The 19958-nt window shown below is 61.9% G+C and carries 17 protein-coding genes; 5 read left to right on the top strand and 12 right to left on the bottom strand.

What is annotated here, in order from left to right:
- The first annotated feature begins 497 nt into the window (after nucleotides 1–497).
- From FHS54_RS14380 to FHS54_RS14370, 3 genes are all read left to right on the top strand, one after another.
- Complete coding sequence (locus tag FHS54_RS14380) at nucleotides 498–1172, top strand: SDR family NAD(P)-dependent oxidoreductase (protein WP_167304830.1); 675 nt, start codon at nucleotides 498–500, stop codon at nucleotides 1170–1172.
- Between the two features lie 143 nt (nucleotides 1173–1315).
- Complete coding sequence (locus FHS54_RS14375) at nucleotides 1316–2221, top strand: NAD-dependent epimerase/dehydratase family protein (protein WP_167304828.1); 906 nt, start codon at nucleotides 1316–1318, stop codon at nucleotides 2219–2221.
- Between the two features lie 104 nt (nucleotides 2222–2325).
- Nucleotides 2326–3120, top strand: a complete 795-nt coding sequence (locus FHS54_RS14370; RefSeq protein WP_167304826.1) for a hypothetical protein — start codon at nucleotides 2326–2328, stop codon at nucleotides 3118–3120.
- 52 nt (nucleotides 3121–3172) lie between these two features.
- Here the strand turns inward: FHS54_RS14370 and FHS54_RS14365 are convergent, their stop codons facing one another.
- From FHS54_RS14365 to FHS54_RS14355, 3 genes are all read right to left on the bottom strand, one after another.
- Nucleotides 3173–5125, bottom strand: a complete 1953-nt coding sequence (locus tag FHS54_RS14365) for a flavin-containing monooxygenase (protein ID WP_167304824.1) — start codon at nucleotides 5123–5125, stop codon at nucleotides 3173–3175.
- Between the two features lie 206 nt (nucleotides 5126–5331).
- Complete coding sequence (locus FHS54_RS14360; protein ID WP_167304823.1) at nucleotides 5332–5478, bottom strand: hypothetical protein; 147 nt, start codon at nucleotides 5476–5478, stop codon at nucleotides 5332–5334.
- Nucleotides 5479–5498: 20 nt separating this feature from the next.
- Nucleotides 5499–6338 carry a helix-turn-helix domain-containing protein gene (locus tag FHS54_RS14355; protein WP_167304821.1) on the bottom strand — a complete coding sequence of 280 codons (840 nt, stop codon included), beginning with the start codon at nucleotides 6336–6338 and terminating at the stop codon, nucleotides 5499–5501.
- Nucleotides 6339–6591: 253 nt separating this feature from the next.
- Here FHS54_RS14355 and FHS54_RS14350 point away from each other — a divergent pair, with 253 nt between their 5' ends.
- Nucleotides 6592–7455 carry an alpha/beta fold hydrolase gene (locus FHS54_RS14350; RefSeq protein ID WP_167304819.1) on the top strand — a complete coding sequence of 288 codons (864 nt, stop codon included), beginning with the start codon at nucleotides 6592–6594 and terminating at the stop codon, nucleotides 7453–7455.
- 15 nt (nucleotides 7456–7470) lie between these two features.
- On the opposite strand, the gene FHS54_RS14345 is transcribed toward FHS54_RS14350, so the two are convergent.
- From FHS54_RS14345 to FHS54_RS14305, 9 genes are all read right to left on the bottom strand, one after another.
- On the bottom strand, nucleotides 7471–8277 hold the full coding sequence (locus FHS54_RS14345) for an SDR family NAD(P)-dependent oxidoreductase (RefSeq protein ID WP_167304817.1): 807 nt from the start codon (nucleotides 8275–8277) through the stop codon (nucleotides 7471–7473).
- Between the two features lie 31 nt (nucleotides 8278–8308).
- Nucleotides 8309–9790 carry an AMP-binding protein gene (locus tag FHS54_RS14340; RefSeq protein ID WP_167304816.1) on the bottom strand — a complete coding sequence of 494 codons (1482 nt, stop codon included), beginning with the start codon at nucleotides 9788–9790 and terminating at the stop codon, nucleotides 8309–8311.
- 28 nt (nucleotides 9791–9818) lie between these two features.
- Nucleotides 9819–11009, bottom strand: coding sequence for an amidohydrolase family protein (locus tag FHS54_RS14335; RefSeq protein WP_167304813.1), 1191 nt, complete (start codon nucleotides 11007–11009; stop codon nucleotides 9819–9821).
- 90 nt (nucleotides 11010–11099) lie between these two features.
- The gene (locus FHS54_RS14330) at nucleotides 11100–11975 is read right to left on the bottom strand and encodes an alpha/beta hydrolase fold domain-containing protein (RefSeq protein ID WP_167304811.1); all 876 of its coding nucleotides are present in this window, start codon (nucleotides 11973–11975) and stop codon (nucleotides 11100–11102) included.
- Nucleotides 11972–13063, bottom strand: a complete 1092-nt coding sequence (locus FHS54_RS14325; RefSeq protein ID WP_167304809.1) for a Zn-dependent alcohol dehydrogenase — start codon at nucleotides 13061–13063, stop codon at nucleotides 11972–11974. Before FHS54_RS14325 ends, FHS54_RS14330 begins: the two co-directional genes overlap by 4 nt.
- Nucleotides 13064–13065: 2 nt before the next feature.
- Complete coding sequence (locus tag FHS54_RS14320) at nucleotides 13066–13962, bottom strand: IclR family transcriptional regulator (RefSeq protein WP_167304807.1); 897 nt, start codon at nucleotides 13960–13962, stop codon at nucleotides 13066–13068.
- A gap of 10 nt (nucleotides 13963–13972) precedes the next feature.
- Complete coding sequence (locus FHS54_RS14315) at nucleotides 13973–15859, bottom strand: flavin-containing monooxygenase (protein ID WP_167304805.1); 1887 nt, start codon at nucleotides 15857–15859, stop codon at nucleotides 13973–13975.
- A gap of 135 nt (nucleotides 15860–15994) precedes the next feature.
- Entirely contained in the window at nucleotides 15995–16786 is a 792-nt protein-coding gene (locus FHS54_RS14310; RefSeq protein ID WP_167304803.1) for an enoyl-CoA hydratase-related protein, read from the bottom strand.
- Nucleotides 16783–17598, bottom strand: coding sequence for an enoyl-CoA hydratase (locus tag FHS54_RS14305; protein WP_167304801.1), 816 nt, complete (start codon nucleotides 17596–17598; stop codon nucleotides 16783–16785). Before FHS54_RS14305 ends, FHS54_RS14310 begins: the two co-directional genes overlap by 4 nt.
- A 154-nt stretch (nucleotides 17599–17752) precedes the next feature.
- On the opposite strand from FHS54_RS14305, the gene FHS54_RS14300 reads away from it, so the two are divergent.
- A complete protein-coding gene (locus tag FHS54_RS14300; RefSeq protein ID WP_167304799.1) occupies nucleotides 17753–19840 on the top strand; it encodes an acyl-CoA dehydrogenase family protein in 2088 nt (695 codons plus the stop codon).
- Nucleotides 19841–19958 lie beyond the last annotated feature (118 nt).

The following is a 19958-nucleotide window of genomic DNA, read 5'->3' as shown; positions in this document are numbered from 1 at the left end:
TTTGCGGTTAGCGGACGCAATGCCGAGTTTTGAGCTCAGCGACACCTCGCTATCGATGACGCCATCCTCTTCGTCCGCCGCCCACTGGTCATCTCGCAGCTGGGTGTGCAGCTAATCCACTTGGCTCCACAACCGCGGATGAAGTGCCCTGCCGACTTGTGAATTTGATCGCGCTGCGCCACTCCTCCTCCTCCGGAAATTGCAATTGGCGGTCAAGTTTATGCGACGAGCGTCGGCTGCACCACAAAATCAGGAGCGAGAAATGACGCATACGGAGGATAGTCCCGCACACCCGCCTATGCGCTGGATATTTTGCTTCTGCTGCTGGCAATCAATTCGCTCAGCTATGTAGACCGCCATGTTTTCTCCGCTCTTGTCCCGACCATAAAGGCAGGGTTCGGGGCGCCTCATCAGGTTTGGCGGGAGAGCGGGTGACGGCGAACTAAAGGGATTTAATGGGGATCCGTGATCCGCGACCATAGATAGGAGAAGATAGGATGAAGAATCATGTCATTGTAACCGGCGCCGCTGGCGTACTCGGTCAGGCCGTGACGGACGTGTTGACGCAGGCGGGCTATGCGGTGACGGGCATCGATCGCGCTGAGGGTCCGGCGATAGCTACGGAAGGCACTTATCTGGGCGGGGTCGATCTGGCTGATCCGGGCGCAACGGTCGCGGCCGTGGACCAGGCGATCCGCACGAACGGAGCCCTTGCCGCGCTCGTGAACGTAGCAGGCACTTTCCGTTGGGAAACCGTGGCGGACGGCGATGTCGCGACATGGGCGATGCTGTTCGACATCAACCTGCGCACCGCCGTTAATGCCGTACGCGCCGCTCTCCCTTCTCTGCGTCAAGGCGGCGGCGCAGTGGTTAACATCGGCGCGGCCTCCGCAATTAAGGCGGGGGCAGGCATGGGCGCCTATGCCGCCAGCAAGGCCGGAATCGCGAAGCTGACCGAAGCGCTTTCAGAGGAAGAAAAGGATAATGGCGTGCGCGTCAACGCCGTGCTCCCTTCGATCATCGACACGCCTGCCAATCGCGCGGACATGGATGGCGCGGATTTTAGCCGCTGGGTCTCGCCCGCGCAGGTCGCGAGCATCATCGCCTTCCTGCTGTCGGAAGACGCGATAGCGGTGACGGGCGCCTGCATTCCAGTGACTGGCCGCTGCTGATGGCCGAAAGCGCCAATACGCCCTCCGGCCTGTTATTGGGGCCGCTGCTGTTTGCATCGGATGTCCGGGTATCTGGAATGAACCGCCCCGGCCAGTGACGCTCAGTGCAATATTGTCGCCTCCTCGCGGGTGGAAGGAAACAGATGCGCATTCTCGTCCTCGGAGCGACCGGCTATCTCGGATCGCATATAGCCCGGCACTTCAAAGCGTCGGGTTATCAGGTCAGCGGCCTCAGCCGGACGAGCGAAGGCGATCTGGCGCTGGAAGCTGACGGCATCGTCCCGCTCCGTGGAGATCTTAACCGTTTGGGCACTGTAGTAGACCTGATGGGCCAGCACGATGCCACCGTCTATGCCGCTCAACTGATCCTTCAACAGGAACTCGACACTATAGCGGCCTTGCTGAAGACGATGGACGGCCGGAACCATCATTTCCTCTTCACAAGCGGGACCGGTCTCCTCTCACAACGAACGAATGGGCTCTGGAGCGAGGATAGTTTCGCCGAAGACGAGCCGTTTCAGCCCTCCAAATATATCGGCTTGCGTCTTGAAACGGAGACGCTGGTCCGCAACGCGGGCTCATCTGGGAGCGTGCGAACGATGGTAATCAGGCCGCCGATGATCTGGGGTCATGGCGGCTGCGGCCATTTGCGCATGTTCTACAGCGATGCCGGACGCACTGGTGAAGTCGGCTATCTTGGGCGAGGCCTCAATCTCTATTCCAACGTCCATGTCGACGACTTGGCAGAGGTTTACCGCCTCGCCCTGGAAAAAGGTACAGCCGGAGCCCTTTATCATGCGGTGGCGGGCGAGTTGAACAATCGCACCCTGGCCGAAGCGGTCGCCCGCGACCTCGGCGTAACCGCGCGCAGCATCGATTTTTTTGAAGGCGTGCGCCGCTGGGGGAAATTCGAAACGCTCATCGGCATGGCGACATGTAGCCGGTCCCGCAGCCCGCGCACTCGCCGGGAACTGGGCTGGACCCCACGCAATCTCGATCTGCTGACTGACATAGGCCACCCCGCCTATCGCGCTTTGGTAGGACGCTAGGCATCCTGCTTCCGCCAACCCGGAATGGCGCTGCGCCGCTTTGACGGGTTCTGCCAGCGGCGTTCATTAACCTCACATGCGGCCGCATCATGAGGAGAGATTCAATGCAAACGAGCGAAACACTGTTCAGCACGGCCGACCTACCGCGCGCCGACCGGCCGATCCGTCTAGGGTCGCTGCTTTTCACCATGGTCGAACCGCGCGCGGGATATGAGGCGGCCTATAATCGCTGGTACGAACGAGACCATTTCTACAGCGGCTGTATGATCGGCCCCTATACCGTTTCGGGGGGCCGTTATGTCGCCACTCGCGCGGAAAAGGCGAAGCGCTTGGGTTCAGCAGCCATGGATCTGTCGAAGGGCTCGTACCTCGCGCTCTACTGGATCTTGGACGGGCACCACTCAGATTGGGACGCCTGGGCCGTCCGTCAGGTAAATGACCTTCACGCCACTGGCCGCATGTTCAAGGAACGCAACCATATCCACACCAGCTTTTACAATTTCGACGCGGAGTTTAACGCGCCGGGCAGCGCGATGCCGATCGAACTCGCGCTCGACCGTCCTTATGGCGGCGTGGTGGCCTTCATCATCGATCTCAATCCGGGCAAGACAAGCACCGACCTGTCCGCACTTCTGCGCGCCCGCGACCTTCCGGGCGACGTGGCGCTCACCGGCTCTCCCCTGCCGCTCGATCCTACCAGCCCAAAGGATGTGCCAGTGGAGGCGGGCGAACGCGCCCTCTTCCTCAGCTTTTCGATCGAGGATCCGAAAGCGGTTTGGGACGCAAACTATGTGCCGCTCGTCCAGGCGATTGAGGAAAGTGGCATTGGCCGCATAGCCATTGCCTCGCCCTTCATCCCGACCATCCCGGGCACCGACACCTATACCGACCAGCTTTGATCGTGGCTCAGTAGATGAGGGCGGTCGCATCAACGGCCGCCCCCCCCTTCACTTACAGCAGTTCGAAGTCTTCTTTGCGCGGCCCCCTGCACTCGTTCCAGAAGTCAACGAGCCGCCACGGCCAAGACAGGAAGTTCCGCTTCTTACTGTTATTGTAATAGCTGTAGGCGCGCGGATGGCTCCAGATCATCTTGTCCATCTGCGTTTCGACCTTTGTCTGCCAGGCATCGAAAGCCGGCTGGGTCGGCTGCAGCGCCTTCTTCTCCTCGGCATTGATCCAATCGATGCATTCGATCGCATAATTGACCTGCCGCTCCGAAATCAGGTTTTGCCCCGCAGCATGGTTCGGTGCGCTGTTCGGCCCCGACGTATGGAAATAATTGGGGAAGCCCGGTACCAACATGCCGAAATAGGCGCGCGGGTCCTCGGTGCCCCATTCGCTCCGCAGATGTTTGCCGCCGATGCCGACGATCTCAAGGTTGCCCAGCATATTGGCGGCATCGAACCCGGTTGCGCAAACCAGCACGTCCAGCTCGATCTCACGTCCGTCCTTCAGCACCACACCTGTTGCCGTCGCCTTTTCAATAGGCGTTTGCTCCAAATGGACATGCCGTTGCAAATAGGTCGGGAAATAAAGCCCGCGATCCAAAATGATCCGCTTTGAAAAGACCGGAAAATCGGGCGTCAGCTTTTCCTTGAGGTCCGGCCGATCAGCGAACATCTTGTCGATATAGCCAACCGCAAACTGGCGCATTGTCTCGTTCACAGCCGAGACCGACGGCGAATCCTCGGGCCATTCAGGGTCCAGCAGCACGTTGGGATAAAGGCCATCGGCAGCATACCAGTAGATGCGAAACCGGAACCATTCGGCATAATGCGGAATGTGCCGCATCGCATATTTTACGCCCTCGGTGACCTCGTCGTTCCCGGCGACGCTCGGCATCACCCAATGGCGACTACGCTGGAAGACATGCAGCTCGCTTACGTCTCCGGCGATCGCAGGGATCAACTGCGCCGCGCTTGCGCCTGTGCCAATGACGCCGACGCGCTTGCCCTTAAGGTCGATCGACGGGTCCCACGCGGCGGTATGCAGCCGCGCCCCCTCGAAGCTCTCCAGTCCTGGAATGGAGGGCCATTTCATGCGGCTGAACGAGCCATTGCCGTTGATTACCGCATTGGCGCGAATGACTTCGATGGTGCCGTCTTTTTTACGGACGGTGACGTTCCATACTGCTTCACCCTCGTCCCAGGCCAGCTTTTCGACCATCGTGTTGAAGCGGATGTGCGGCCGCAGCTTAAAATCGTCGGCTACGCGCTTTAGATAGGCGAACATGTCGGTGCCGAGCGGATGATAATTCTGCCATTCGGAATTGAGCGCAAAGGAGAAGGAATAGAAATGGCTCGGCGTATCGACGCCAACGCCCGGATAGCGATTTTCCCACCAGGTGCCGCCAATTTCCTCATTCTTCTCGACGATTTCCCAGTCATAGCCTGCTTCTGCCAGCTTCACTCCAGCGGCGAGGCCAGTCATGCCTGCTCCGATCACCAGCACCTTGAAACCTGCGGGCGCTGGCTTGCGGTCCTTGCGCTCGCGCCGGGGCTGCTCGGGGCGAAGGCCGATCTGGTCGAACAGCAGCGGCAGGAACTCGTCGGCCACTTCCTCAGCCAAACCGACTGACATCATCCGATGCATCAGCCCATCGGAAGGCTCCTCATCCATCTCCGCACCAGGCGTCGTCAGCACATGGAGCAGCTTGTCCTTCAATTCCTCGACGAGCTCCACCGGAATTTGTTCAGGCGGGTAGGCATAGGGCGATTTGATATGCGGCACGAACTTGTCCAGCATCGCCTCGTCGCCGCTCAGATGGACATAGGTCATCAGCACCGTGTGGATCTCGCCCTCCGCCAATGCCTGCCGCAATTCCGGACTGTCCTTCAACGGCAGCTTGCGCGCACTTAAATCGGCGCGGGCAGTCCCCGCTACATCGGCATATTTCGCGGCCATTCACCAACTCCTACGGAAACTCATTCTTCGCTGGCCGCATGTCTATCGGCCGGCGAACGGGAACCAACCGCCAACCTTGTCTTTCCGTATCTGTGGAGCAGTCCGCTCCACTCTTGCCGCACAAGCATCCCGGGCGTTCTTTGGCCCTCGAAATCTTGTCTGGAGCAAGACCTTGTCCACCCCCCTCATAGAGCAGACATCCGGTCTTATTGGATTCCACGGAACCCTTTGGCTATCATGCGATTATCGCGGAAGATTGCATCGCCGCCGCCAACCCTGGCACGCACGAAGTCATTGTCCGTGATCAGCTTCGCATGGTGGCGCGTATTGCCAGCGCCGATGATGTCGCGCAATCGTTGCCTGCCCCGGGCAGTTATTGAACGCTGATCCTCTCGTTGCGGCGGATGCGATCATTGTAGCGGAAGACGACCGACTGCATGCTCGACAGCATCCGACGCACATCATTGTCATTCACGAACAGGGGATCGCCAACTACCCCGATGGCATAGGAAGCGACGCTGTGCGGCACGCGCAATGGCATGGCGATCGAATCCACCGGGATCGTCGCGTTGCGGCGACACAAGGCAAAACCCCGCGCGCGCGTTTGCGAAATGCGGTCTACCAGATGTTTCATCAGCGTAGGACCATTCGGCCCAAGGCCCAACCGCTGCGTCCGGGTGGCGAGTTGAATAATATCGACATTGGATTGTTGCGCCAGCATCGCGGCGGTGAAGTTGGTGCTGGGACGCCAGCTATTGCGCTGAAAACAGATCATCTCAGCGGAGTAATAAGGCTCGACGTCAGGCTTCGCCGCCCAACCGCCCGACATTTCGGCGACGCTTTCCGACCAGCAATCATTCTGCTGCGTAACGAAAACCGACCCACCGGTTTCCCGGCGCATCTCTTCCATCACTTCATTGATACTGCCGCTTCCAAAAAAGCTGTGCTCGATCGCGAAGGCATTGGCGACGATCTTGTAGGATGGCGCGTACAGCTTGGTGGACTGATTGTAGCTGAGATATCCGGTGCTCGCGAGCGTCCTCAATATCTCGTCGGCGCTAGAATTGGGAATGCCCAATGCTTCGCTGATCTCGATCGTGCGCGCGGGGATGCCAGTGCGCATGAAATATTCCAGCACCTCCAGGGTGCGCAGACACGACTTCACGCTGCCTCTGCCGCCAGACCTACCCTCCGCCTGTGAGTTAGAGCTCATTCCGCCTCCTGGGACACCCTCGCTGGCGTCGGCTCTGCCGATCACCCGAATTTTGCCAATAGCTACCATATTCTGAGCGCACCGTGGATTCAAGCGTGTCGAATTCGCTCCGGCGCGAGCTATTACGGGAATATGGAAAGCCGCTGTTGTCGGTGGCCAGCGCGCTTTCTCCCATCTTTACACTGGAACGATGCATGCCAGACCAAGTCGCCCAAATGCCATGATTAGCAGGCCGGGAACAGCCAATGAGCCCGTGAAGCGGCGTCTCCTCAACCGCCGCATGCCGCTCAGCTATGCCGAATGGCCACATGAAGGTGCGCCGCTCGCCATCCTTGTGCATGGCAGTCGCGACCATAGCCGCAGTTGGGACGCGCTGGCGGCGGCGCTGCATCCTGACTATCACGTGATCGCCCCCGATCTTCGCGGTCATGGCGACAGTGGATGGTCGCAGGACGGGCGTTACGATTTTGCCGCTTATCTGTCGGACCTCGCCGTGCTGATCGAACAATTGGAACTGGGTTCGCAGCGTCAGGCCATATTGATCGGCCATTCGTTGGGCGCTCATATCGCCTTGCGCTTCAGCGGCATCTATCCTGAAAAAGTGCAGCGCATCGTCGCGATCGAAGCAGTCGGCGCTCCGCCAGCGATCGAAGTGCAGCGGCTCAGCCAAAGCATCGAACAAACTACGCGAAACTGGCTGGAAGAACGGCATGAGGCCTCGCTGGCGGCTCCACGTATCTTCGCTTCGATTGACGAAGCAATCGATCGGATGCGCGGCCGTCATGGCTTCCTGACGCCCGCGCAGGCGCGGCATCTGACGCGCCATGGTCTGCAGCGGGCGGGAAAGGCTGGGTGGCAGTGGAAGCATGATCCCTATCTCGCGGTCTGGGCATTTCCTGACATATCGATGGATGATGCCAGGGCCTTGTGGCGCAACATCGCCTGCCCTGCCCTTCTCCTCTATGGCGAACGCAGCTGGCCGTCCGGCCTGCCCGCCGATTTACTGCGCCACATTCCCGACGTGCGGGAGGTGCGTCTGCCGGATAGCGGCCACTGGCCACAGCATGACGCGTTCGGCCCATGCCTCTCCGCTATCAAGGCTTTCCTCGCCAAGTGATCGCTTGTTCGCCGCTTATTCGTTGCTCTTCTTGGTTGCCATCACCCGTGGATCGAAATGATTGGCCGCCATCCATCCTCCATCCACGAACAGGCTGTGGCCGGTGACATATTCGGACAGGCCGGACGCCAGGAACAGCACGGCTCCGGCCACATCCCGCGTGGTGCCCGGTCGACCGATTGGCAGCACGCTCGCTTTCATCAATGCCCGCGATTCAGCGGTTTCAGGCAGGCGCGGCGTCGTGATGCTACCGGGCGCGACAGCGTTGGCGCGAATGCCGTGCCGCCCCCATTCCGTCGCCATCGACTTCACGAGATGCATCAGCCCCGCTTTGGCCGCTCCATAGGGCGCATGCATGGGTGAACCGACCGCGCCATCGACCGATCCGATGCAGATCAGCGATCCCGGTACACCGCGCGCGATCATCGACTGGACAACGGCGCGGGCAGTAACGAAGAAATAGCGCAGGTTGCGGGACTGGTCCCGATCCCACTCTTCCAGCGTCACGTCGAGCAGCGGCTTGAACAACGCCTGCCCGACGATCGTGACCAATATATCAAGCCCGCTCAGCCCAGCTTCCGCGTCCGCCACCGCTTTCTTGACCGACGCCTCATCCAATATATCGCCTTCGATCGCCATGCCTGCGCGCCCAATCGCGCGAACTTCCTTTGCCACCAGCTCGGCGCGTTCCATTACGCTGTCCAGCACGGCGACGTCGCATCCGGCTTCCGCCAGCAGGAGTGCGCTCGCCTCGCCCATGCCCCGGCCGCCCCCAACGATCAGCGCCTTCTTCCCTTCAAGGCCCAGCAATGACACGGTCATTCTTCACATCCTCTTCGTAGCGCGCGCTCGCTTAGGCGGCGTCGGCCAGGAACATCTTTTTGATTTCGGTCAGGCTGACCTTCAGCGATGGCGTGCGGGGCAGCGCGTCCATGATCCGGATTTCCACCGGCACATGCGTCGGCGGCAGTTCAGCCCGCACATGCGCCAGCAGCGCCTGCTCATCCACCGGGCCGGCATTCTGGCTCAGTTCGACCGCAGCGACAGGCACCGCCCCCAACCGGGCGTCAGGTATGCCTACCACTGATGCATCGACGACGGCAGGGTGCTGGCGCAGCGCATCCACGACACGCTCGGGCAGTATCTTGAACCCGCCGCGCACGATTGCGCCATCATGGCGTCCGCGGTGAAAAACATATCCATCCTCATCGATCATCACCAGATCGGTAGTGCGCACCCAGTCGGCGCGGACGGACGGGCAATGCACCTCCAGCAGCCCTTCCGCCCCTCGCGCGACCTCCGCGCCACTTTCCGGATCGATGGCACGTATCTCCACGCCCGGCATGGGAAGGCCGGTGCTACCGCGCTTGCTGTCGCCACGCTCGGCCCGCATCTGCGGCGTCCAGCGGACGATCGTGCCGCAAAATTCGGTCGCGCCCATGCCCCACAGGATCGGCAGATTGTAGCGCTGTTCGAACCGGTCCTGCAGATCCGGGTCTAGATAGGCCGATCCCCCCGACACACTCTTCACGCTTTCCATGTCCTCAGGGGACACATTGGCGTCCATGATCATCGCGATCGCCGTGGGATTGAGCCCCAAAGTGTCGGGCCTGTGACGGCGCAGGGCATCCACCAGCCCATCGACGGTGAAACGCTCCATCAGCACCAGCGGCGTGTTGTTCACCGCAGCGCCCGTCAGCAGGCAGACGCCTCCCACCCCGCCGAGCGGCCAGATGTTGATCTGCACGGGCGGCGCGCTGCCGGACTCCGCGCCGGGTGCGCTCATCACGGCCCGCTCCAGCAGCTTGAGCGGCATGGGAATGCGCTTGGGCGTCCCGGTCGTGCCGCTCGAAAGTACCTCGATCCCGCCCTCGGGCAAGGCGTTGTCGAATGACGAGCGCCGACACTTCTCCAGCCCATCGACCAGATGGGGGGCGTCATTGATCTCATTAAATGCAATCCCCGCACAGCCCGCCTGTCCCGCCGCTTGCGCGAAGTTGGGCCAGTCCTGCTCGTCCGCCAGGATCGCGGCCGCGCCCAGACCTTCGATATTGTCCGAAATGGCTGTTGCGGGAAGGAAGGGATAGACGAAACTCACCGATCGCCGGTGCGCCAGCAGCCCCACCACCGCCGCCGCATGGGCCAACCGGTTGCGGATGATGATGCCGACCTTCGCCGATGGCGGACATCCGGCGGCGTCGAGCAAGGCAACAACGGCATCGCCATAGCGCGCCACCTCACCCCAACTCACCCACCGGCCTTCGAACTCGATGCCGCGCTCATCCTTATGGTCGCGCAGATTGGCGCGAAGCTGCTCTATAACGTTCTGGCTCACTGATGGTCGTCCTAACTGGCGGTCGCTCTTAATTGCGCACGCCTTCCAACAGGCCCTTGAGGTTCGACGACATGACCATTTCCGTCTCGGCCATGGAATAGTTCGTCAACTCATGAAGGAAATCCAGTGGGTGTTCAGTTCCTTCAGGATGCGGATAGTCGCTACCGAACAATATCCGGTTGACCTGCATATGCTCCTTCAACTGCCCGAAATCATCCTCGACAAAGGGCGTCACGAAGATATTACGGTGAAATTGATCAACGGGATCATTCATGAATTTCTGCGGCATCTGCCCATAAACGTGCTTCAACTGTTCGATCAGCGGAATAACCCACTTCGCGCCATTCTCGACACTAACCACCCGAACGCCGGGGAAGCGATCGAATACTCCGCCACAGATGATCGCCGCGATCGTGTCCGAAATCGCCCGCTCGATGATCCGAAGGCAGTTCACGAACGGATCGGATTCAAACGGCAGCCACTCCGCGCCGCCGGTCCACATCTCGATCAGATGGTCATAGTCGGAATTGGACGCATGGATCGACACGAAGATCTTGGCCTCCTCAATCCGCGCCCAGAATGGATCGAAGTCCTTAAGCCCCATCGACCGCCCGCCGCGATAGCCCGGCACCGGTGAAGGCCGGATGCAGATCGTCCGCGCGCCTTGCTTGATCAGCCAGTCCGTTTCGGCAAGCGCCCGGTCCATGTCCGCCAGCGACACCACCGGAACCCCGAACAGCCGGTTCTCACGAGCAAACCCCCATTCCTCGCTCGTCCACTGATTCAGCGCATGCAAAGCATCATGCAGAAACTCATGGTCATAGCTCATCCACTTTTCGATCACCGAAAAGAGGGTGGGAAACATGAGCGCCGCATGCACATTATGCCCGTCCAGCACCGCCAACCGTTCGTTGCCCGTCCGCCAGGATTCCGGCGGAGCGATCGGCTTCCCCGTCATCTCACGCATGGTCAGGCCTTCCGGGTTCTCGGCCTTATAATATTTGACGTGCGTCCCCGGCGCCGCAACCCGCTCAAAAGTGGGGTTGGGGATGTAGTCCGAAATCTGCCCCTTGATCGCCAGCCGTTTGCGGCCATCCACTTCCACGAAGCGAAAATCTTTGTGCCACTTCTTGGGCAGATGCCGGAACAGCGCATCCTCCGGCTCGTAGAAATGATTATCTGCGTCATAAACGGGGAACGGAAGGCTTGGCGTCGTCATCGGAATGTCTTTCGGTCAGCTATAATTAGTTGATGCTCTCTTGTCCTGCACCGGCCCGCTTCCGGTCAATTGAGCGGATCGGCTTTCCGGCTACACGGAATCCTCTGACCCAACCGGTTCCAGTGCTTTGACAAAGCCCGCGATGGCCGAAATCGCCTCCCACGCTTCATCAGTTTCAGGGGCCAGCAAAGGCCAGACATGACCCATGCCCGGCGCGACATGCAGCGTGACCCGCCGATCCGCCAGCGCGAGCCGCCCGGCAAAGGCGACCGCCTCATCCAGCAACAGCTCAGCGCTGCCCGTCAGCACCAATGTCGGCGGAAAATCCGCCGGATCAGCCTCCAACGCCGACACCAGCGGATCGCAAGGATCATGCCCCTGCAAATATAGCTGCGCGCTATCGAGCACGGCGGCCTTTGAAAACATGAGGTCGCGCGCCGCATTGCGATCAAGGCTCTTACCCCGCGCCGTCAAATCCAGCATCGGCGACACCAGAACAGCACCCGCAAGCGGTTCGCCAGCCCGCCCCGCGACAATGCACAGCGCCGCCGCCAGCCCACCCCCTGCAGAGTCCCCCGCGACCATCACCGACTGCCGGTCGTCCAACCCGCGATAAACCGCCACGACAGCATGCAGCGCCGCCGGAAAAGGATGCTCCGGCGCCAGCGGATAAAAGGGCAGGATGATCCGCCGCCCCGCCGCATCCGCGATCCTTTGCGCATAATCCACATAGGCGAGCGGCGACCCCAGCCGATATCCCCCGCCATGCAGGTAGATCATCTCTCCCCGCGCATCGCCGCCACACGGCTCGATGACCAGACAACGCACGCCGCCAATAACCGCCTCGCCCGCGCGTTCCGCAGCATCGGCAGAACCAGCCGCCCGCGCTCGCCGCTCGACCAGCGCCTCATCGGCGGCATAGCCCGCCCGCAACGGCGGCAAATCCCAGGCACCGGCTCCGGTCACAGCACGAACACCCCGCGCGCCAGCTTCCCTTCCTCCAGGTCGTGGAAGGCCCGTTCGAAATCAGCAAGATCGTAACGGTGCGTCACCAGCTCATCCAGCAGCAGCTTACCTTGCCGATATTGCGCGATATAGGACGGGATGTCCTGATGCGGCCGCGACGCTCCATAGCGCGCACCCATCACCCCGCGATCGACAAAGGAGAGCGGTGTTAGCGATACCTCCGCGCTCGTGCCCATCGCGGTCGTCCCGACGATCACGCAATTGCCGCCCCAGCCAAGGCTCGCGATGGCATCGTTCAGCACCCGCGTGCTACCGACGCACTCGAACGCCCAATCCACGCCGCTGCCATGGTCGGGATTGCCGCCCGACACGATGTCCTTGATCCGCTGCGGCACATCACCCTGCGATGCATCGATAAAGTCGGTCGCGCCGAACTCCCGCGCCTTGTCTTCGCGCGTCGGCAACAAGTCGATCGCGATAATCCGGCTCGCCCCGGAAAGCCGCAGCCCCTGCAACACGTTAAGCCCGATACCACCGATACCGAACACCGCCGCCGTCTCGCCCGGCTTCACCCGCGCCCGATTGACGACCGATCCCACCCCGGTCAACACGCCGCAACCCACGACGCAAGCAATGTCGAGCGGCACCGTTGGGTCGATCTTTACCGCCTGATTAGCTTTCACGACCGTCTTCTCGACAAAGGTCGACGTTGCCGCAAAGCTCGACACCGGCTCTCCATTCCAGCTGAACGGCTGGGCGCGATTGCCATAGGATTGGCGACAATGGGTCGGCCTGCCGCTCTCGCACGGGCCACAGCGTCCGCAATTGGCCAGCGTATGCAGCGCTACATGGTCGCCCACCGCCAGTTCAGTGACGCCCGGCCCCAGCTGTTCGACAACGCCCGCCCCTTCATGGCCCAGCACCGCAGGCGCAGGCCAGTCGATCGTGCCGTTGATGACCGAAATGTCGGAATGACAAATGCCGCTCGCCACGATGCGCACCAGCACCTCGCCCGCGCCCGGCTCCCGCACTTCGACATCCTCGACAAAACGGATCTTGCCCGGCCCTTCATAGATCAGCGCCCGCATGTTCAGCCTCTCCCAACTTCATTTATCTGCTTGTCTGGTCGGCCGGGCATCGCGCTCGCCATCCGGCAATGCCGCGCAACGGCTTCGCCCAGAAGGGCGATACGGCTCAGCGGCAAAGGCCGGCCAAAACCGAACAGCGACAAAGTACAGAGCACCGCACCATCCACGCCAAATACAGGGGCTGAGATCATCATCACCGGATGCAGCCGGTCGGGCTGCGCCTCGATCATCAGATAATCCTCACCCATCTGCCCGATCCGTTCGGCAACCCGCTTCTGCCAGTCCCCAGCAAGCGGTTCCTCGGCCATGCCAAGGACGGCCAGCCCGGTCGCCGCCTGCTCGGGGCTGCGTTGCGTCACGGCATAACCGCGCTGCCGCACCATCGCGAGCGACTGGCGCAGCCGGTCAGCATCGATCGCGCCCGCCGCCTTGGCAAGCCAGCTATCCACCTCCCGCTCATTCGCCCAGGCAAGAAAGGGCGTACCAAGCGGCGGAATAAGCGGAACCCGCTGCCCCACGGCCAGCCCCGGCATGCGCCCCGGCCCCTCCGACGCAAGCGCGATCAGCCGATCATCCAACCGCGCGGTCAGCAGGCTATCCATATCCAGCTCGGAGGACAAAAGCGCGATCTGGTTGCGCGCAGCCGCCACCACCGGATGGCATTGAAGCGCCGCATGGCCAATCGCGATCAACGCCGGGCCAAGCCGATATACCCGCCCCCGTGGCGCCCTGACCAGATACCCGTCCCGCGTCATCGCGCCCAACAGCGCGTGGCAGGACGCCGGATTGAGGTCCAGCTGCCGCACCAACTCCGTCAGCGAATAGCCGCGCAAGGGCGCCGCCGCCATGAAGTTCAAAATATCGATGGCGCGTGACGCAGCCAGGGCCGGGCGGGGCATCGCTCTTCCCTCAGCTCAGTTCCAAATCGTCCCAATTCACCACCGTGCACATACGGTGATAATCGGGACTAAGCCACGGCGCGTTGACCTGAAGCCTGCGATGCTCGCGGTTCACATAATAATTCTTCTCGATGCCGCCCTCGGGCGTCATCTGCAGCCAGTTCTGCGCCTCGGCATCGAGTTCGCGATTATAACGCTCATACGCCTCAGGCTTGACATCGACGCGGCCCTTTTCCTCCTTCAACATCCGCATCACGCACTGCGCCGCATAGGCAGCCCAGATGAGCCACCATTGCGGCAGACCCGTGCCGCCGGTCAGCGGCTGCGAATTGGGGCCGTACAGCATGAACAGGTTCGGAAATTGCGGCACCATCATCGACAGATAGGCGCGCGGCCCATCGCCCGCGTCCCATGTGTCGTGCAAGTCCTTCCCTTCCAGCCCCTTGTACCGCGCGGGCCAGAGATATTTGAGCACGTCAAAGCCGGTCGCGGCGATGACAACGTCAAAGTCCCGCTCCGTCCCGTCCGCCATCACAAAGCCCGTCTTGGTGAACCGCGCCACTGATCCTGTCAGCAACTCCACATTGTCGCGGGTGAGCGCGCGATACCATCCATTGTCCACCACCGGGCGGCGCGACATGGGCGCATAATCGGGAATCAGCTTTTCGATCAGGTCCTCCCGCCCACCAGTCTCCTGCCGGATATAGTTGGTCAGAAAGGCGCGCAGATCGTCATTCGCCTTGCTGACCTTGCCACCCTGCGCCTGCCATTCCCGATCGACGCGCTGCAAACGGTCGATGTCGAACAGCGGCATCGTGGCGGTATAGCGCGACCAGTTCCAGTAACCGGGCATATTCTGATTGAGCCACGCCAGTTCCGGCTCGATCGGCGCGCCATATTTCTCGCGCGGGCTGATCCATTGCGGCGTACGCTGCACGACGCTGACATGCCCCGCCTTTTGCGCAACAGCGCTCAGCAACTGCACGCCCGTCGATCCATTGCCGATGATGGCGACCCGCTTACCGGTCAGGTCCAACCCCTCCGGCCAAGCGGAAGGATGAATGATCTGTCCGCCAAAATCATGCACGCCCTCAATGTCGGGCAGTTGCGCATTGGCGAAGGTGCCGCAAGCGGTGATCACTACATTGGCGACAATCTCCTGACGACCGTCCGGCGTTTCGACGTCCAGCGCCCAGACATTGCGCCCGGCATCGAAAACCGCGCCCTTCACATCATGGCCAAAGCGGCTGTTCGCCATCACCCCATATTTGCGCGAAACATGCTGCAGATATTCGCGGACATCCTCACCCCGGTTGAAATGCTCACCCCAAGGGTAGAGCTTCTCGAAACTATATTCATAGGTGATGGACGGCGTATCCACCCGCACATCCGGATAGCGGTTGATCGTCCAAGTACCCCCCGCATCAGGCTGACGATCCAGCAACAGATAGGGCAAGCCCAGCAGCTCGCACTGCACGCCCGCCGCGATCCCCGCCGGGCCGCTGCCGATGATGACGATCCGGAAACCTTCTGGAATATCCGGCTTCTCGCCCTCCCACTCGACGGCGCAAGGAACGGCACGGAAGGCCGGAAGGTCACGCCGAGCCTCAAACTCGACGTCGGTCATCTCGCCCGACAGCATTGTCATCAGGCGGCGCAGTTCCTTTTCGGGCGGCTCCGGCAAATCCACCGCACCGGCATTGTCCGCCAGCCACTCGACCGCGCGCTCCTTCAGCAGCGCCTTCTGCCCATCATTCATGTGCGCGGCGGCAGGCAGGGCGGCAATCTCCTCATCCCCGCTATTCTGATACAGCGCTATCCGCAGCGCATTCAGGTCCGCCAGTTCAACCGCGCGCCGGATGCTGTCAGTGTCGATCACCTTTGCCGCTGTGGCCATCCATCCCATCCCATCTGCAAGTGCGGCGCATGCGAGCGCGCCAATCTTGTTTTTTGCAATATCGAATCTTTGGCCTGAAGTAAGCCGAACCCGCCCCAATTCCGCCATGCCGGAACAGGTGCTAATTGCGGCTCGTCAGTAACCGAGAAAATTGGGCGCGCGCCGCTCCATGAACGCCCGCGCCGCCTCACTCGCATCATGCGAAAACAAGCTGATCTGCGCGTTCGCAGCCGCCTCCTGCGCCATGCTCTCCTCCAACGCGATGGCCCCAGCGGCATTCAGATTACGCTTCATCGCCGCAAAGGCCGCCGTCGGCCCGCCCGCCAGCTTCGCCGCCAAAGCCGCGCACTCACTCTCTAACGCCTCATCCTCGACCAGCCGATTGACCAGCCTGCGCGCCAGCGCCTCGTCCGCCAGCATCGGCTCGTCCAGAAGGAACATCTCCCGCGCCCGCGCCGCGCCCAGCAGCCCAGTGAGCAGATAGCTGCCCCCCGGATCACCGCACCGTCCGGCGCTGGCAAAGGCGAGCTTGAACTTCACCGTCTGCGAAGCGATCCTCAAGTCGCACGCCGCCGCCATGACCAAGCCACTCCCCGCCACCGGCCCGCGCAAACAAGCGATCGTCGGCTTGGGCATGCGATGGAGCAGTAGCGGAATTTCTGCATGTATGCTCATCCGCGCGGCCGCCTCATCGGCCCGCATCGGCTCGTCCCGCTCGACTTTATCACCGCCTGACAAATCATAGCCCGCGCAGAAACCGCGCCCTGCCCCTGCCAGCACGACACAGCGCACCGCTGGATCGACGGACCAGCCCCGCAGCGTCAACGCGATCTCGTCGAGCATCGCATCGGTCACCGCGTTCAACCGATCCGGCCGGTTCAGTGTCAGCGTGGCAACACCCCCATCCACCTGCGTCAAAATGCTCATGAGTGCGACTTCACCTTATCCATGCCCGCCACGATGAACTCGCCGGTTTGGCCATAGGCCGACGCATGTCCCAGTTGGTGGATGTCGAAGCAGCTTTGCAGCGCCGCGCTCTGGCCCATGATGTCCAGCGTCTGGTTCACCGCGCGCTTCGCCATCGCCAGCGCATGCGGATGCATCTGCGCAATCTCGCGCGCTAGCGCCAGCGCCTCGGCATCCAGCTCCGCGCGCGGCACGACCCGGTTCACCATGCCCCGCCGCTCCGCCTCGATCGCGTCGATCGGCTTAGCGGTGAACAACATCTCCTTCGCCTTGCGCGGCCCCAGCTCCCATGTGTGGCCATGATATTCGACCCCGCCGATGCCCATCAGCACCACCGGATCGGAAAAGCGCGCATCATCGGCCGCGATGATCAGGTCGCACGGCCAAGCGAGCAACAGCCCGCCCGCGATGCAGGCCCCCTGCACAGCCGCGATCGAAGGCTTTGGAATATCCCGCCAGCGCTTGGAATAGCCGAGATAATGCTTCGCCTCCCATTCATGGATGCCAAGCAACCCGCGCTCCGGGATCGTCTCGCGAATACGGTTGAACGATCCGTCACGAATGGCCTCTGCGCTGACATCATGCCCAGCGGAAAAATGCTTGCCCTCCGCGCGCAGCAATATGACGCGCACGGACTCGTCCGCCGCAGCCTTTTCCCAGGCCCCGTTCAACTGCTGCAAAAAGGGTTCATTCTGCGCGTTCGCCCGGTCGGCACGATCCAGCGTGATCGTCGCGACCCGTTCCTCGACCGCGTAACGGATATATTCTACCATCTGCCTTACTCCTGGACCGCTGGTTGCGCGCGATCGGCGCTGCGAGCATCCGCTACCAGCGCCCTTCCGCACTACCGGAAGTGCGCCGCCGCCAAATTGACATCCTACGCTTCAGGATGGCCAAGCAGGAAGGCGCGAACAAGATGGAATTGGCATGAATCTCGAACTCAGCGAACAGCAGGCGATGATGCAGGAAGCGGCCCTGCGCTTCTTCGATCGGCAAGAGGTGGTGCATGCCGCGCGCACATCAAGGGGCGCAGTCGATGACAGCCTCTGGAGCCAGGCCGCCGAGATGGGCTTCATCACCATGCGCGCGCCTGAAGATCGCGGCGGCCTCAACATGGGCCTTATGGAAGCAGCGCTGATCTGCGAAGCGGCAGGCCGGGGGGCCGCGCCCCTGCCGATCGCGGACGGCATCGCCGCCTGCGCACTTCTGGGTCAGCTTGAAGGCGAAGCCGCCGCCGCGCTAATCGAACAAGCAACGTCCACCCCCATCAGCCTCGATGCGCAGGACGGCTGCATCCACCTAAGCTGGCAATCCGACGCCATCCACGCCACCACGCCCACCGGTGAAACGCTCATCATCGCCAGCGGCAATGCAGCAAGGCAATCATTCGAAGCCGCCCTCACCGAACGCACCCTGCTGCGCTCAGCATGGCTCGTCGGCGCAGGCACCCGCGCCATCGAAATGGCCGCAGCCTACGCCACAGACCGCAAGCAATTCGACCAGCCAATCGGCGCGTTCCAAGGCGTGGCCTTCCCCCTCGCCGACTCCATCACCGACCTGGAGGGCGGCCGCCTCCTGCTATGGCGCACCATCTGGGGCGTCGCGCAACGACAGTCCGAAGCAGGCGCGCTCGCAGCCCTCACCAGCTGGTGGACCGCCACCACCGCCCGCGCCGCCGTGCGCCGGGCGCTACGCACCTTCGGCGGCTACGGCCTCTCCGACGAATATGACATTCACCTCTACTTCCTCGCGATCGACCGGGCGGCCTTGGCGGAAGGCGACCCCGAAGACCGCCTGGTCGATGCAGGCGACCGTTTGTGGGCGGGCGCCACAACCGCCCTACCCGACGCAGGCGATCCCGGCGTGGACATGGGCTTCACCCCCGCCGAAGAAGCCTTCGCAGCGGAAGTACGCGCCTTCCTCGAAACTGCATTCACCCCCGAACTGCGCGCCGCAGCCGCCATCTCCACCGACGGCCACCTCCCCGAACTCCACCGCAAACTCGCCGCCGCTGGCCTCGCCTATCCCGATTGGCCGCGCGAATGGGGCGGGCAGGATCGCAGCCCGATGGAAGTGACGGCGCTCGGCCGCGTGTTCGAGGAATTCGGCATTTCCCGCATCCCCATCGGCTGCACCAACATGGGTGCGCGCATGACGATGAAATTCGGCTCGCCCGAACTGAAGGCGGAAGTGTTGCCGCGCCTGGCCGATGGATCGGCGCTCGCCTGCCTCGGCTTTACCGAGCCCGCGTCGGGATCAGACATGTACGCCGCCCGCACCCGCGCCGTCCGCGATGGGGACGACTGGGTCATCACCGGGCAGAAGATGTTCACGACCGGGGCGCACATCTCCGACTATATATTGATGCTTGCCCGCACCGACCCCGATGCGCCCAAGCATAAGGGCATCACCATCTTCTTCTTCCCCATGAACCTGCCGGGCATCGCGGTGCAGCCGGTGGACACGTTGCAGGATGAGCGGACCAACATCACCTTCTACGACGACGTGCGCGTGCCCGACCGCTACCGCCTCGGCGAAATCAATGGCGGCCTCAAGGTCATGACCGCCGCCATGGAAATCGAACATGGCGGCGAAGGCTATCATATCTATCATCACAGTTTGATGCGCGCGGCGATGGAATGGGCGGGCAGCAGCGATACGACCGGCAAGCGTCCGATCGACAATTCCGCCGTTCGCGCCCGGCTCGCTCGCGTGCGCACGCATATGGAGATTGCCGACCTGATGTGTCGCCGCGTCACATGGGCGATCGAATCCGGGCGGCTGACACGCGCCATCGGTCCCATGGCGAAGATGTTCACCACTGAAATTTACATGGAGGATGCTGCCGATCTGGTGGCGCTGGCGGCCCTCGCCACGCTCAACCGTAAAACGGCCGCTTTGGCGAAGATCGAGGAAGCCTATCGTCAGTCGATTGGCCAGACCATCTATGGCGGCACCAGCGAAGTTCATCGCTCTATTATTGCACAGCATCATCTTGGATTGCCGCGATCGTGACCCGCTGGCTTCCATATGCGTGGAAAGTTGCTGGCCCGCATTGATCCTGGCCACGATCGGACGAACCTGCCGCTCATGATTTGAGCCGTTGCGCAAGACTGCGGTTTCTTGGGAGGTA

The sequence above is a fragment of the Sphingobium vermicomposti genome, from assembly GCF_011762025.1.
GTDB classification, from domain to species: Bacteria; Pseudomonadota; Alphaproteobacteria; order Sphingomonadales; family Sphingomonadaceae; genus Sphingobium; species Sphingobium vermicomposti.
Note: the sequence above shows the minus strand (reverse complement) of the source record. Positions and strands in the feature narration are given on the sequence as shown.